This is a genomic window from Sorangium sp. So ce836 (assembly GCF_028553905.1).
GTDB lineage: Bacteria > Myxococcota_A > Polyangia > Polyangiales > Polyangiaceae > Sorangium > Sorangium cellulosum_D.
In genome coordinates this window covers 11,487,666-11,503,001 of record NZ_CP102233.1, presented here as the reverse complement: position 1 = coordinate 11,503,001, position 15,336 = coordinate 11,487,666, and the positions used below count along the sequence as shown (strand labels likewise).

Here is a 15,336-nt window from a genome sequence, read left to right as displayed (position 1 = left end):
GGGGTGGCTTCTTTGCGGAAATCCGTGCCATGTTGAACGCCGGCCTCGTTCTCGTGTTCTTGCAGTTGCGACATCGCTAGGATCATCAGCGTGACATCGTCCCCATCAATGCACGATCATGTGGACGAGCCCACCTTTCGCGGCTCCGGAGTCCGTTCGCTCTTGCGCGGTCGATTCACCCGGCGCGAGTTCGTCAGGTTTAGGCTGAGACGTACCAGGTCCGCTTGGGTTCTTGGCGGCGGGGCGCTTGAACGCCGCGCCAGTGGCCGCCGCGGAGGTTGCCGACGCGGACGGCGCGGGGTCTGCGGGAAGCGCCTCCCGAATCGGCTCCCGCATCGGCGGCAGAGAGGGAATGGACTGCGGAGCGGGGATCTGCTCGTCGCCGGTCGGAGCCGGAGCAGCAGCCGCAGCAACCGACGCAGCCGGAGGAGCAGGCGCCTCGCTCTGCATTGGGACGGTCCTCATCAAAGTGACGACGATCGCGACCCCAGCCGCTGCGGAGAACGCGACGAGCGCCCTCAACCATCGCGGTACGTCATGAGCAATCTCCCGCGCGAACGTCAACCTCGCCGACGGCGAGAGGGGAGCGGCCCCGGGCGGACCGTCCGACGGTGTCGGCGTGGCGACCGGCGGCGCTGCGGGCGCACCGAGCGTGCGCGCAATCCGCTCGGCGGAAGCGAGCGCGGAAGCAGACCCGTAGGGCGCAATCGCCGCCGCGAGCTCAGCGACGTTCTGGAAGCGCAGCGCTGGATCCCTCTCCAAACACTGAAGAATGGCGGCCTCGAGCGCCGCGGGCACGTCGCTCCGGAAGGCCGAGAGCAAGGGCGGCATCTCGGTGCTGATGAGCATCAACACCAGCTGGGGGAGCGTGCTGGCGGCGAACGGGACGCGCCCGGAGAGCAGCTGATAGATGATGGCCCCAAGCGACCAGATATCGGTCCGATGGTCGACCGTTCGTGTCGAACGAAACTGCTCGGGCGACATGTAAAGCGGCGACCCCAGGATCGTGGTCGTGCTCGTGAGCCCCATGTCCGGTCCTGTCCCCACCGCGCTGGGAACCTCCTTGGAAATGCCGAAGTCGAGCACCTTGATGATCGGGCTTCCGTCGGCGCTCGTCGATATGAACAGGTTGGCTGGCTTGAGATCGCGATGGATGATGCCGTTCGCGTGGGCTTCCGCGATCGCCTCGGCGGCCTGAAGCACGTAGTCGATCACCTCGACGATGCCGAGCTGCCCGCGCTTCTTGAGCAGGTCGGATAGATCCGATCCATCGAGGTACTCCATGACCATGTAGGGGGTCCCCGTCGGGAGCTGGTCCACGTCCACCACCCGTGCGACGTGATGGCTGCTGAGCCGCGCGACCGCCCGGGCCTCCCGGCGAAAGCGCGCCAGCTGCTCGGCCCGGGCTTGGCTGAGCAAGAACTTGATCGCGACACGTCGCCCGAGCTGGAGCTGCTCGGCCGCGACAACCACGCCCATACCGCCGCGGCCCAGGACTCTCTCGATGCGGTACTTGCCGGCGAGCACCTCGCCTTGCGCCACAGGTACACCGTCCGCAGCGACGGCGACGTCCCCAGGGCCTTCATCACCCGCCGCCGCTTGCGGCGGCGAAGAACGTTCGGTTGTCATGCTGGCATGACATTCTATCCGATCCGCTACGACGAAAGAAGCGCCTGTCGCGCACCGCCCTGCGTGGAAAAGCGGTACCAGCGCGCGCTGTGCGGACCGCGCCGGCGGGAGCGGCGATCATGGCATTCGTGAATGGTTTCGTTTGGTTAGATCGAGGGAGATGCGCTCGGCCTCCGCGGCCTCATCGCGCCGACCTCATCCGAATGGCGCGGCACCGGGCGGCGCAGCACATCCCGTGCCGTCCGGGAGCTGTCGATGGTCGTCGCAAGCTCATGTGCCACGTGGTCGGCCGCTCCGCCTGACCCAAGCTCGCCGGCGGTGAGGCACGTCGGCGGTACCCCTGCGTGCCTCCATCGCGACCTCCGTCGCGGCGCCATGAAAGAGTCATCTGTCTCCCCTTCTCCAGGTTTCATTCATCTGTGCCGTCTGTGCCTCTATGGTTCATCTCTCTCTATCTCTCTCCTCATCCGGGACGCTGGCGACGAGCACGCACCTGGAAAGCGCTTTTGCGAAGCAGCTGGACCCTGACGAGCGGTCGATGACGCGCGCACACCGCGAGCGCGCCCGACCGGCCGGACCGAGCCCCGCCGTCGAGCCGAGGCTGACGGGCTCATCCAATCCCCGCCCGCCAAGACGCTTCACGCAGCCGCCGACCAGAGCGCCAGCCTCAGCTGAAGCGGAGAGGGGCAAACGACCACCCTGTGGCAATTTGCCATGGTGCAGATCGAGCCACCTCATCGAAACACGCGCGAAACGAGGCATCGTCTGCCTGGCCCAGGGGTTGCGAGGACGGATGAGCTCCTGGACATGGTCCCCGCGACGAGCTTTCCGCGCCTGTTGGCCATCGGCGGCGCCGAGGACAAGGAGGGGGAGCGCGCCATCTTGCGCGAGTTCGTGCGCCTCGCGGGCGGTCAGGGCGCCTGCATCGTGATCATCCCCTCGGCCAGCGAGACGCCCGAGGTGGTCGGCGAGCTCTACCAGCACATCTTCCAGCAACTCGGGGCGTCGGAGGTCACCGTGCTCACCATCGCTGCCCGCGACGACGCGCGCGACGAGGCGGCCATGCGGCAGATCGAGCGGGCGACCGGCACCTTCTTCACGGGCGGCGATCAGCTCCGGATCATGAACCGACTCGGTGGCACCGGGGTCGACACGATGCTCCACCGGCGCTGCGCGGAGGGGATGGTCGTCGGGGGCACGAGCGCCGGCGCCGCGGTCATGTCGTCGACGATGATCGTCGAGGGCGAGACCCGCTCCCCGCGGGCGGGCGCGGTGCGCACCGGCCCGGGCCTCGAGCTCCTGCCCGGCGTCATCATCGATCAGCACTTCGCCCAGCGCGGCCGCATCGGCCGGCTCCTCTCCGTCATCGGGCTGTTCCCCCACTACCTCGGCGTCGGCATCGACGAGGACACCGCAATCGCCGTCGAGGGACACCGCGCCTCCGTGATCGGGAGCGGCGCCGTCACCATCGTCGACGCCGGCTGCGCCTCCTTCAACGACGCCGTGGACACCGGACCGGGAGGCTGCATCACGCTCTCCGGGGTCACCCTGCACTCGCTCCCTCACGGACGGAGCTTCGATCTGCTCGAGAGAAGACCGATCATCGCTGCTGACTGACACCCACACAGCCGAGCTAGACCCATGCGCATCATCGCCATCCGCACGCTCCACGGGCCGAACGTGTTCGCCAGCTGGCCAGTCCTCCGCATGACCCTCGATCTCGAGGACCTCGCCGATACGAGCAGCGCCGAGGTGCCCGGCTTCGTCGACCGGCTGCTCGCCCTCCTGCCGGGCCTCGGCGAGCACCACTGCTCGCGCGGCAAGCCGGGCGGCTTCGTCGAGCGGCTCCGGGAAGGCACCTACTGGGGCCACATCATCGAGCACGTCGCGCTGGAGCTGAGCGCGCCGGCGGGCATCGGCGTGACCTACGGCAAGACGGTCTACGCCGGGGCGCCCGGGCTCTACGACGTCGTCGTCGAGTTCGAGAACGAGGCCGCCATGCGGCTCCTGCTCGAGGCGGCCTTCGAGCTCGTCGCCGCCGTGCTCGAGGGCGAGCCGTTCGACGTGGACGCGAAGGTCGAAGAGGCCGCGCGGGTGGCCGAGGAGACGGCGCTCGGGCCGAGCACGCGCGCCGTGGTCAAGGCGGCCGAGGAGCGCGGTATCCCCTGGTCGCGCCTCAACGACGAGAGCCTCCTCGTGTTCGGCTACGGGAAGCACCGGCGCTTCGTGCAGGCCACCACCTGCTCCACCACGAGCACCGTCGCCGTCGAGATCGCCGGCGACAAGCAGCTCACCAAGGAGCTCCTCGAGCGCGCCGGGGTGCCGGCGCCGCGCGGGATCGTGGTGAGGACGGCGGGCGAGGCGGCCCGGGCGCTCGGCGAGCTGCGCGCGCCCGTCGTGGTCAAGCCGCTCGACGGCAACCAGGGCAAGGGCGTGTCGCTGAACCTCTGGACCGAGGCGCAGGTGCGCGAGGCGTTCGAGATCGCCCGCGCCCACCGCCCCCGCGTCCTCGTCGAGGAGATGGTGAGCGGGCGCAACTACCGTGTCCTCGTCGTGAATGGGCGGGTGGTCGCGGCGAGCGAGCGGCTGCCGGCCCACGTGGTGGGCGACGGGCAGCGCACCGTGGCCGAGCTCATCGCCCTGGAGAACGAGAACCCGCTCCGGGCCGACGGGCACAACGGCGTCCTCACGAAGATCGTTGTCGACGACGTGGTGCGCGCCTGCCTCGCCAAGCAGGGGCGCTCCCTCGACGAGGTGCCGGCGCGCGGCGAGCGGTTCCTCCTGCGCGAGAGCGTCAACCTGTCGACCGGCGGCACCGCGCGCGACGTCACCGACGAGATCCACGCCGACACGGCCCACCTCTGCGAGCGCGCGGCGCGGGCCATCGATCTCGATATCTGCGGGATCGACCTCGTGGCCGAGGACATCGCCAAGCCCCTCGGCCGCGGCGCGATCATCGAGCTGAACGCCGCTCCGGGCATCCGCATGCACGAGCACCCGAGCGAGGGGAAGCCGAGGGACGTGGGCGGCGCCATCGTCGAGATGCTCTATCCGCCGGGCGCGCCCTCGCGCATTCCCATCCTCTCGATCACGGGCACCAACGGCAAGACCACGACCACGCGCATGGTGGGGCACATCCTCGGGGCGACGGGCGCCACCGTGGGAATGACCACCACCGAGGGCATCTACGTCGGCGGCCGCTGCATCGAGGCGGGCGACACCACGGGGGCTGGGTCCGCCCGCACGATCCTGTTCGACCCCACCGTGGATGTCGCGGTGCTCGAGACGGCCCGCGGTGGCATCGTCCGGCGGGGGCTCGGCTACGACTGGTCCGACGTCGCGATCATGACCAACATCTCGCCGGATCACCTGGGCCAGGACGGCATCGAGAGCGTCGATGATCTCCTCTGGATCAAGATGGTCGTCGCCGAGCGGGTGCGCGAGGGCGGGACCCTCGTGCTCAACGCGGAGGACCCGCTCCTCGCCGCCATCCCGCAGCACCGCCGCATGACGAACCTGTCGCGAACCATCGTGTTCTTCGCGCTCGATCCGTCGAACGCCGTCCTGCGCGCCCACGTCGCCCAGGGCGGCACGGGCTACGCGCTGAAGAACGGATCCATCGTGGAGCTCAAGGGCACCCGCGAGCGGCACATCGTCGGGGCGGCGGAGATCCCGGCGACCTTCGCGGGCGCGGCGCTCTTCCAGGTCCAGAACGCCATGGCGGCGATCGCCGCGTGCCGCGCCCAGGGGGTGCCGGTCGACACCCTCCAGAGCGCCCTCCGGACCTTCGACGCGTGCGGCAAGAACCGCGGCCGCATGAACCTCTACCAGCTCGACGACAACTACGTGCTCGTCGACTACGGCCACAACCCCGGCGCCTTCCAGGCGACGTGCGCGCTCGCGGCCCAGTGGGAGGGGCGGCGGCTCACGGCCATCGTGAGCCTGCCCGGCGACCGCTCGAACGCGCTGCTCGAGGCGTGCGCCTGCGAGATCGCCAAGGGCGGCTTCCACCGCATCCTCGCCAAGGACGACGGCGACCGTCGGGGCCGCGCGCCCGGGGAGCTCCCGGCGCTCGTGCAGCGGGTCGTGGCGGAGGTGCGGCCCGAGCAGGCGAGCGCGGTCATCCTGGACGAGCACGAGGCCATCGAGCACGCGCTGGCCACCGCGGAGCCGGGCGAGGTCATCGTGCTGTTCACCGAGGAGGCGCCCGCGATGGAAGAGGTGCTCACCCGGATGGGGGCAGTCGCGGTCAACGCGGTGCCCGAGCTCCGGTCCGGGACCCGGCTCCGCTCGCGCCGCCGCGAGGACGCGCTCCTGGCCGTCTGATGCTCGCGCTCATCGAGGGCGGGGAGGCCGTCGCGCCGGAGATGGTCGGAAGCAAAAGGAACGTTGAGGAGCCGGACAGGGATCCTCCGGCGGGCGGGCCGCGCGCGCGGCCGGGCGGCGCGCTGGTGCTCATCGGGGGACACGAAGACAAGGAGGGCGCGCGAGAGATCCTGCGCGACGTGGTGGCGCGCGCCGCCGGGCGACCGATCGTGGTGGCCACGGTCGCGAGCGACGTCGCCGGCGAGCTCTGGGTCGAGTACGAGCGGGTCTTCCGGGCGCTCGGCGCGGCCGAGGTGAGCCACCTCGACATCGCCCAGCGCGGCGACGCCGGCGAGGCGCGCTGGCTGGGGATGCTCGAGGGGGCAGGGTGCGTGTTCTTCACCGGAGGCGATCAGCTCAAGATCACGAGCAAGCTCGGGGGCAGCCGCCTCGCCGACGCGATCTGCGCGGTGTACCGGCGCGGCGGCACCATCGCGGGCACCTCGGCCGGCGCCTCGGTCATGAGCGAGACGATGCTCGTGGGCGGCGCGGGCGAGGAGTCCGCGAAGGTGCGCGGCGCCGTGCGCATGGCGCCCGGCCTCGGGCTGGTGCGCGATCTCCTCGTCGATCAGCACTTCGCCCAGCGCGGCAGGCTCGGCCGCCTGCTCGGCGCCGTGGCCCACAACCCCCGCTTGCTCGGGATCGGCATCGACGAGGACACCGCCGCCGTGATCGAGCCGGATCGCCGCCTGCGCGCGCTGGGAACGGGCGCAGTCTACGTCGTCGACGCGCGCAATCTCAGCCATACGAACATCGGCGAGGAGGAGGGCGACCGCGTGCTCAGCCTCTTCGACGTGCGGCTCCACGTGCTGAGCGCGGGCGACTCGTTCGATCTCGAGAGCGGGCGGCCGGCGTGCGGACAGCCTCGATGATGCCAGGCCGGTCGCGCTTCATCGCCATTTCTACGGTGGTGCCCGCGGGCTGAGCCGCTCGATCGCCTCACCCCCGCTGTGCCCTCAGCGCGCAGCGGCCGGCTGCTCGGCCGGCGGCGCCGTCGCCACCGCGTAGAGGCTGTCGAGGAACAGGGTCATGGTCAGGTACAGCTGCGCTCCGGGGCTGTAGAAGAAGGAAGGGCGCCGTCCGTCCTCCGCCACGGTGGACGCGGTGTTGTCGTAACCGAGCTCGAACCAGGCGATGTCCGCGGCCGGGTAGCTCAGCGACACCCCGAACGTGGTGTACGCCAACGTCGCTGTCGACGAGCCGCGCGGCTCCACGGGCACGCACCCGGTCACGGTCTGGACGCACTCGCCGTCGGACGGCGAATCGCGGAACCCGGCCCCGAGCCCCCATGTCGTGCCGACCGACAGGTCGCCCCAGACGTTGACCCAGAAGCTCAGCCCCGCGGAGAGCCGATCGCGCTCCAGGAAGCGACCCGAGAGCCGCTCGTCGAGGAGCACCTCGCCCGACGGGTCTTGCCGCGGGCGGTGGGCGCCGCCGTGCGCGGGCGTGGTGGCCTGCGAGAACAGGTGTTGCCAGCTGCCGCCGGCCGAGAAGAAGACCCCGTTCAGCCACGCTCCCTCGAGCAGGGGGACGTTCCCGAGAGCGCCGAGCCCGAGCCGCGTGCGCGCGTAGACGCCGATGTGCTGGCTCGCCGCCGACGTCGGAAACAGGACGGCGAGCCGGGGCCCGCCGAGCAGGACGAGGCCCCTGCCGTCCTGAAAGAAGGTGTAGTTGTACGCGGCCTGAAGGGGCAGGTCGGCCAGGGTGACGGCGCCCTCGCCGGGGACATCGCTGTCCGTGAGCTCCAGCGCGAGCGTGACGTCCGTGCCCACCCAGGCCCAGTGCTCCTTCGTGCTCACGAACGAGTACCGAGGAGCGAGCGAGAAGGACATGTCGGCGCGCTCGCCGTCGACCCCGTACAGCTCGCCGCCCAGGCCGAAGACGTCGGTGGTGGCGCTGGTGGTCCAGCCGAACCGGCTCGTGCGAAGCGCGTTGTCGCGCGCGCCGAGGTGGAGCAGCGGCGCCCCGCCCCGGAGCCCCGGCGCCCGCCCGGGACCCTGCTCGACGGGCGCCGGCTCCTCCGGGATCGGGGCGGCCGCCGGCTGGGCGAGCGCCTCGCCGCAGCGATAGACGACCGCCGCGGCGAGCGAGCCCGCGCGAAGCGCTGAGCCTGCGGCGCGACCTGAAGAGTGCCCCGGCATCCGGTGACAGCATACCTCATCGTCCGCTGGAATTGAACAGGCCGCTCCGCGATGTACGGGGCGCCCATCACCGAGGACGACGCCCCGTCGAGGCACATGAGCTCTCCCTTCATGTCCATGAAAAGTTATGCTCTCGATGTCCCAGAGACCGGTATTACAGAGAGGCTGTCCAGCGCCCCGACGCACAGCGATGGGCTCTCGAAGGGACGCGATTTCGGCGCGAGGCGCGCCTCAGGCAACCTGAAAGGGGGAGAGGCTCGGCCGGCGCGCCGGGCGGGCCCGGTGAGCGCGCTGCGTCGATCGAAGTCTCGTACGACTCTCGGTGACATGGCGCGGTCTTTTGGGATAGGCTGCCGGCCGCAGGAGACGCAATATGATTTATCCCTCTCGCCGGTCTCCACATTGCTTGGTCGGCATGGTCGCTCTGCTGCTGTCGCTGCCGGGCTGCGCCCTCGACGCGAGGGGCACACGCCAGCCAGCGCGAGCCGAGCCTCGACCGGAGCAACCCGCCGAGGAGCCCGCCGGAGACATCGGTGAAGCCCCCGCCGAGGCGCCGGTGGACGCGCCCGCCGAAGACCCCGTCGAGGTCCCTGAAGAGGAGCCCGCGGAAGAACCCGTCGACGAGCCCGCGGAGGAGCCGGCCGCGCTGTGCGACGCGGCGGATCCGTCGCTGATCGCGTGCTTCGCGTTCGAGGGGGACCCCGGCGACGGCTCGCTGCATCGCTTCAAGCCGGAGCAGGCGAAGAACTTGAGTTACGAGCCCGGCAAGGGCGGCCAGGCGCTCCGGGTGACGCGGGGGAGCCGCCTCCGATTCCGCCACGACGCCGCGTGGACCGCCCCGGCGATGACCATCGATGTCTGGATCAACCCGGCCTCCCTGCCGAAGAGCGGGCGATACGCCGTGATCGACAGCGGCGGGAAGCCCTCGATCTTCCTGATGCCGAGCGGGGAGATCCGCTGCACCATGGGGGTCGAGCGGAACGTGCCTTATCCCATCGTTCCCGGGACGTGGACGCACATCGCGTGTCTCTCCGACGGCCAGACGCAGCGCCTCTACGTGAACGGCGTCGAGATCGACCGGAGCTCCTCCGGCGCGGTGCTCGCCTCGGGCGAACAGCCCATCTTCATCGGCTCGGAAGAGCCCTCGGGCGGAGACGAGTTCGACGGCCTGCTCGACAGCCTCCGCATCTTTGGCCGCACGCTCGCGCCCGAGGAGATCTGCGCGGCCGCCGGCGGCAACGCCTGCTGAGCGGCGCGGGCCGCGCGCCCGGGGGGAGCAGCGGCGCGGGGAGCAGCGTCGATGGGGGGAGCAGCGGCCCGCGCCCGCGGACCGAGGTGCCGAGCCCCGGCCGATGAGTGGCCAGGGCCGGACGAGCGGCGTTTCGGCCGACAGCGGTTGCGGCGCGCCCTGGCGAGCGGTTGCGGCCAGGGCGGCCAGGAGAGCGCGCTGGGCGCGAGGGGTAGAGGAGGGAGGGGCGAGGGAAGGAGGAGAGAGACGCCTCAGAAGGCGGCGTCGCGGAGCTTCGCCTTATACTCCGCCTTGTACAGATCGTGGCAGGACTTGCAGCTCGCCTTGGCGCCGTCGATGTCGCCCTTCTTGGCCTTCTCCGCGCCGTCCTTCGAGATGGCGACCCACTTGGGCATCCCGGGCGGCGGCTTCGACGCGACGTATTCCAGCGCCGACGCGATCTTTGCGCCGTCGCCGCTCGTGGTCGCGGACTGCATGACCGTCTTCATCCAGCCCTGCATCGGACAGGCCTTCTGTCCCTTTGCACCGCAACCGAAATCCTTCCCCTCGGCAACAGAAGCGGGGACATCCGCAGCCCCACCCGCGGCCCACGCAGCGCCCGCAAAGCCAATGCCGACGGTCATCAACACGGCACTCATCAGCTTCATGCTCATCGACATCCGACGTCTCCTGTCAGGTAAGGGCAAGCTCCGCCCATTCATCGCAGCTCCATGGCTGGATGTCAATACACACCCTAGCCGCCGAGCGAGCCTGCGAACACCAACGGGGCGCAGACGAGGTCAGGGGGCAAAAACTTCAATCGCCGATCGAGTTCGCAAGCACCACCGGTGCAGATAACGCCTCTGGGGGAAAACTTCATCCATGACGTTCGCCGCGCCATCTCACCCAGGCCGTCAGCGCGGCGCGATTGTGAAATATTTTGCTAAACATGCAACCGTCGCGGCGGCGCCCGCGGGTGCGCCCGGCCGCCGCCCTCGATGCACTCGAGGCGCCTGCTCGAGAGGTCGCCGAGCGGCGGTACCGCCCGGAGGGCGCGTCCGAGCGCTCCGGTGAGCTCGTCCGCCAGGGGCGGCCAGGGGGCCGTCCGCGACGCGGAGCGCGGTCCAGGGCGCCGACGGAGGCCGGCCCGCCAACGAGCAGGCACGCAACAGGTTGAGGTGACGCCAACGAGCAGGCACGCAACCAGGTTGAGGTGACGCAACCAGGTTGAGGTGACGGAGGTGACGCGACGTTGAGGTGACGCGTGGACCGTGCATGAAAAATTCGCTGCAGCTGGAACCTGCGGCCGCCGCCGGCGCGCGCGTCCCTGCCGCCGAGCGGAGCACCAGGAGGTGGATGGCCCCCGCGCGGCGCCGCCGGCGATCCAGCAGCAGCCCCGGCGACCGCTCACCGGCGCTTTTATTGGAAAACCGTGCCACACGAACGGAATGCCGCCTCCCGGGCGCGCGCTCCTCGCGACGAGGGCGTCTCGCGACATGGCGCGAGGTCACCCGACTCCGTCGCGTTCGCAGCGCGATGGCGCCGTCCACGGGACGCGACGGCGGGAAGGTAGGGAGAAAACCCGAATCATCGTCTCGCCTTCCCACCTGGGTAAGCGACCTCTCTGGCCAATGACCGCTTCACCCTGGCTGTGATCGCGGGAGGAACCATGAGCTGTCTTACGTAACGAGGCGCACCGGGGTCGTGATGACGCTCCGCGCCGGGCAGACGCGCTGACTCCGCATGTCGGTCGCTCGCCCACCCGCCATCGCGAAAGCAGGAATGCCCTACAGCGAAGCGAGCCTCGCGCGTGATATCGCTGGATCCACGGCCGCTGATGCGCGTGGGAGAGATCGTCGACGAGCGGTTCGAGATCGAGGGCCTCGCCGGCTCGGGTGGGATGGGCCACGTCTACCGGGCGCGCGACCTGGCGAGCGGCGACACGGTGGCTCTCAAGGTGCTTCGCCGCGCCGGCAAGGGCGAGCAGCGCCGCTTCTCCTGCGAGGTGGAGGCGCTCTCGGCGCTGCGCGTCCCCGGTGTGGTCCGGTACATCGCTCACGGCCTCACGGCCGGCGGCAAGCCGTATCTGGTGATGGAGTGGCTCTCCGGCGAGACGCTCGCCGAGCGCATGGTGCAGCGGGGGCTCACCGCCGCCGAGAGCGTCGATGTGGTCGCGCGGGTCGCCGGGACGCTCGGCGCCCTCCACCGGCAGGGCGTCGTGCACCGCGATCTCAAGCCGAGCAACCTGCTCCTCGCCGACGGGCGGCTCGACCGGGTGATGGTGCTCGATTTCGGGATCGCGCGCTTCCGCTTCGACCAGCAGATCACGATGCCGGGCACCGTCCTCGGGACCCCGGAGTACATGGCGCCCGAGCAGGCGCGCGGCGAGCGGAGCGTCGACGCCCGCGCCGACGTGTTCGCGCTCGGCTGCGTGCTCTTCAAGTGCCTCACCGGGCGCGCCGCGTTCCAGGGCGTCGGCGCGCTCGCCGTGCTGGTCAAGGTGCTCCTCGACGAGCCGCCGCACCTCCGCGAGCTCCGCCCCGAGCTGCCGGAGCCGCTCGACGCGCTGGTCGCCAGCATGCTCGCGAAGCAGCCGGACCATCGGCCGCGCGACGGCGCGGCCGTGGCCGAGGCGCTCGGCGCGATCGATCTCCGCAGCGCCGGCGCGGCGGCCGGGGGCGAGCCCGCCGCGCCGGTGCGCGTGCTGGAGCTCACGAGCAGCGAGCGGCGCGTCACGTGCCTCGTGCTCGCGCACGAGCGCTCGGAGCCCGACGAGGAGACGCGCTCGCACGAGGAGGAGCAGGCGCGGGCCCTGGAGCGCGCCGAGGAGGTGCGCGCGCTCGCGTCGCGCTACCAGGGCCAGATCGAGCTCATCGACGCGCGCTCGCCGCTCGTGGTGCTGACGAGCGCCGAGGCGGCCACCGATCTCGCGGCGCAGGCGGCCCGCTGCGCGCTCGCGCTGCGCGCGCTGCTCGGCGGCGCGCCGGTCTCGCTCGTCACGGGGCGGGCGGAGCTCACGTCGCGCATCCCGATGGGGGAGCTCATCGACCGGGCGGTGCAGCTGCTGCCCGCGCGGGGCGAGCCGGCGCCCGCGGCCGCGGTGCGCATCGACGACGTGACGGCCGGGCTGCTCGGCGGGCGGTTCGAGACGAGCTGCGAGGGGGGCGCGCGCTTCCTGCACGGGGCGCGCGACGACCACAAGGTGGCGACCGCGCCGGCGCTGCTGGGCAAGCCGGTGGCGTGCGTCGGGCGGGAGCGGGAGCTCGCGGTGCTGACCGCGGAGCTCGACCGGAGCATCGAGGAGTCGACCGCGGGCGCGATGCTGGTGGTCGCGGCGGCGGGGATGGGCAAATCGCGCCTGCGGCAGGAGTTCCTCGCCAAGGTGTCGGCGCGCGGCGCGAGCGGCGAGCGCGGGGCCGACGGCGCGAACGGCGCCCACGGCCCCAGCGGAGCCCACGGCCGCGACGGCGCCCACGGTCCCAGCGGAGCCCACGGCGGAAGCGCAGCGCAGGTGGAGGTGTGGTTCGGGCAGGGCGACCCGATGAGCTCGGGCTCGGCGTTCGGGCTGCTCTCGCGCGCGCTGCGGGGCGTGATGGGCATCGTCGACGGCGAGCCGCTCGAGGAGCGGCGGCGCAAGGTGCGGGCGCGGGTCGAGCGCCACCCTGAGCTCGACGTGGGGCGGGTCAGCGCCTTCCTCGGCGAGCTCGTGGGCGCGCCGTTCCCGGACGACGACATCCAGGTCGGCGCCGCGCGGCGCAACCGGCTGCTGATGGGCGATCAGCTGCGGCTGTCGTGGGAGGAGTTCATCCGGGCCGAGTGCGCGAAGCAGCCGGTGATGCTCATCCTCGAGGACCTCCAGTGGGGCGACCTGCCCACGCTGACGATGGTGGAGGCGGCGCTCCGGAGCCTGAAGGACCTGCCGTTCCTCGTGCTCGGGCTGGGGCGCCCCGAGGTGCACGAGATCTTCCCCGCGCTCGCGAAGGGGAGGTTCGGCAACCAGCTGATGCTGCCGCCGCTCACGCGGCGGGCGAGCGAGCGGCTCGTGCGCGCGGCGCTCGGCGACGAGGTGCGCGCGGAGCTCGTGGCCACGCTGGTGGACCGGGCCGACGGCAACCCGTTCTACCTCGAAGAGCAGGTCCGGGCGGTGGCGGCCGGCCACGGCGCGGACCTGCCCGAGACGGTGCTGGCGATGGTGCAGGCGCGCATCGAGGCGCTCGACGCGGACGCGCGGCGCGTGCTGCGGGCGGCGAGCGTCTTCGGCCAGGCGTTCTGGCCGAGCGGGGTGAGCGCGCTGCTCGGCGGCGCCGGGGTCACGCGCTGGCTCTCCGAGCTGGAGAAGCGCGAGGTGATCCACCGGCGCGGCCCCGGGCGGCTGCGGGGCGAGGTCGAGTACCGCTTCCGCCACGCGCTCGTGCGCGAGGCGGCGTACGGCATGCTGACCGAGGCCGACCGGCGGCTCGGCCACGCGCTGGCGGGCGACTGGCTGGAGGGCGCGGGCGAGCCCGACGCCATGGCGCTCGCCGAGCACTTCGAGCGCGGCGCCGTGCCCGCGCGCGCCGCGGCGGCGTACCTGCGCGCGGCGCAGCACGCCCTGGAGGGCAACGATCTCGGCGCGGCGATCGCGCGGGCCGAGCGCGGGCTCGCGTGCGCGCCGGAGCCCGCGGTGGTGGGGGCGCTCCGGCTGATCCAGGCCGAGGCGCACGTGTGGCGGGGCGACCTCGCGCTCGCCGAGGAGCGGGGCACGGCGGCGGTGGAGCACCTCACCCCCGGGTCGGCGCCGTGGTTCACAGCCGTCGCGCAGGTGGTCGCGCCGGCGAGCAAGCTGGGCGGCTTCGACCGCGTGGAGCGCTGGATGGGCGCGGCGATCGGCGCGCCCGCGCTCCCGGGCGCGGAGAGCGCGAGGAGCACGTGCCTCTGCGCGGGCGCCTCGACGCTGGCCTTCGCCGGGCGGCCCGCGGTGGTCGACGCGCTCATCGCGGAGGTGGAGCGGGCGCTCTCCGACGGCGCGTCGACCGGCGCCGGGACGGGCGCCGAGGTGGTCGCGGGGCTCCATCAGGCGCGCGCCTTCCGCGCCATGAGCGGGGGCGATCCCGGCGCCTGCGCCACCGGCCTGGAGGCCGCGCTCGCGGCGTTCGAGCAGGTCGGCGACCGGCGCAACGCGTGCATGACCCGCGCGAACCTGGGCTACTGCTACGGCGAGCTCGGCGACTTCGGCGGCGCCGAGGCGGCGCTCCGCTCCGTGATGGAGGCCGCGGAGCGGATGGGCCTCCACGAGGTGGCGGCGGCGGCGCAGGCCAGCCTCGGGCAGGTCCTCGCCTACCGCGGCAGGCTCGCCGAGGCGCGGGCCGTCGAGGAGGCGGCCCTCGCGTCGAGCCAGCGGCTCGGCGACCCGCGCGCCGAGGTGGTGTCGCGCTCCTACCTGGCGAAGATCGCCCTGCTCGCCGGCGATTTCGCGGGCGCGGAGCGCGAGGCGCGCCACGCCGAGGCGCTGGAGAGCGCGTCGCCGCTGCGCGTCGCGGCCACGGCGATCCGCGCCCGGGCGCTGATCGGGCTGGGGCGCGCGGCCGAGGCGCTCGCGGCCGCCGGCGAGGCCCTGGCGGCGCTCGAGTCGCTCGGCGGGCTCGAGGAGGGCGAGTCGATGATCCGGCTGGTCCACGCCGAGGCGTTCTCCGCGGTCGGCGACGCGGCCCGGGCCGCGGAGGCCATCTCCTCGGCGCGCGACAGGCTGCTCGGCCGGGCCGAGAGCGTCCGCGACCCCGAGTGGCGCAGGCGCTTTCTCTCCCACGTCCCGGACAACGCCCGCACCCTGGAGCTCGCGGCGCAGTGGGTCGGGGCGGGTCGGAACTGAGCGCAGCTGAACGGAACTACGCGGAACTACGCGGAACTGCGCGGAACTACGCTCAACTGCGCTCAACTGCGCTCAAACAAGCGCCGCTTTCCTACGGGTGAATCTGCACGGGACGTCGATTTAAG

General features: G+C 72.0%; 8 protein-coding genes. 5 read left to right on the top strand and 3 right to left on the bottom strand.

Annotated elements, in window-relative coordinates:
• Window positions 1–105 precede the first annotated feature (105 nt).
• Window positions 106–1,629 carry a serine/threonine-protein kinase gene (locus tag NQZ70_RS41970; RefSeq protein WP_129579235.1) on the bottom strand — a complete coding sequence of 508 codons (1,524 nt, stop codon included), beginning with the start codon at window positions 1,627–1,629 and terminating at the stop codon, window positions 106–108.
• Window positions 1,630–2,436: 807 nt separating this feature from the next.
• On the opposite strand from NQZ70_RS41970, the gene NQZ70_RS41965 reads away from it, so the two are divergent.
• The 3 genes from NQZ70_RS41965 to NQZ70_RS41955 are packed head-to-tail and all read left to right on the top strand — an operon-like array spanning window position 2,437 to window position 6,866.
• A complete protein-coding gene (locus tag NQZ70_RS41965) occupies window positions 2,437–3,246 on the top strand; it encodes a cyanophycinase (protein ID WP_129579234.1) in 810 nt (269 codons plus the stop codon).
• Between the two features lie 24 nt (window positions 3,247–3,270).
• Window positions 3,271–5,955, top strand: coding sequence for a cyanophycin synthetase (gene cphA / locus NQZ70_RS41960; protein ID WP_129579233.1), 2,685 nt, complete (start codon window positions 3,271–3,273; stop codon window positions 5,953–5,955).
• Complete coding sequence (locus NQZ70_RS41955) at window positions 5,955–6,866, top strand: cyanophycinase (RefSeq protein ID WP_237244541.1); 912 nt, start codon at window positions 5,955–5,957, stop codon at window positions 6,864–6,866. Before cphA ends, NQZ70_RS41955 begins: the two co-directional genes overlap by 1 nt.
• 84 nt (window positions 6,867–6,950) lie before the next feature.
• On the opposite strand, the gene NQZ70_RS41950 is transcribed toward NQZ70_RS41955, so the two are convergent.
• On the bottom strand, window positions 6,951–8,135 hold the full coding sequence (locus NQZ70_RS41950) for a hypothetical protein (protein WP_129579232.1): 1,185 nt from the start codon (window positions 8,133–8,135) through the stop codon (window positions 6,951–6,953).
• A gap of 415 nt (window positions 8,136–8,550) precedes the next feature.
• Here NQZ70_RS41950 and NQZ70_RS41945 point away from each other — a divergent pair, with 415 nt between their 5' ends.
• The gene (locus tag NQZ70_RS41945) at window positions 8,551–9,384 is read left to right on the top strand and encodes a LamG domain-containing protein (RefSeq protein ID WP_237244540.1); all 834 of its coding nucleotides are present in this window, start codon (window positions 8,551–8,553) and stop codon (window positions 9,382–9,384) included.
• A gap of 251 nt (window positions 9,385–9,635) precedes the next feature.
• Here the strand turns inward: NQZ70_RS41945 and NQZ70_RS41940 are convergent, their stop codons facing one another.
• Entirely contained in the window at window positions 9,636–10,043 is a 408-nt protein-coding gene (locus NQZ70_RS41940; RefSeq protein WP_129579231.1) for a hypothetical protein, read from the bottom strand.
• A gap of 1,157 nt (window positions 10,044–11,200) precedes the next feature.
• On the opposite strand from NQZ70_RS41940, the gene NQZ70_RS41935 reads away from it, so the two are divergent.
• Window positions 11,201–15,211 (top strand): serine/threonine-protein kinase PknK, encoded by a 4,011-nt coding sequence (locus tag NQZ70_RS41935; protein ID WP_237244539.1) that lies wholly within the window; start codon window positions 11,201–11,203, stop codon window positions 15,209–15,211.
• The last annotated feature ends 125 nt before the right edge of the window (window positions 15,212–15,336 follow it).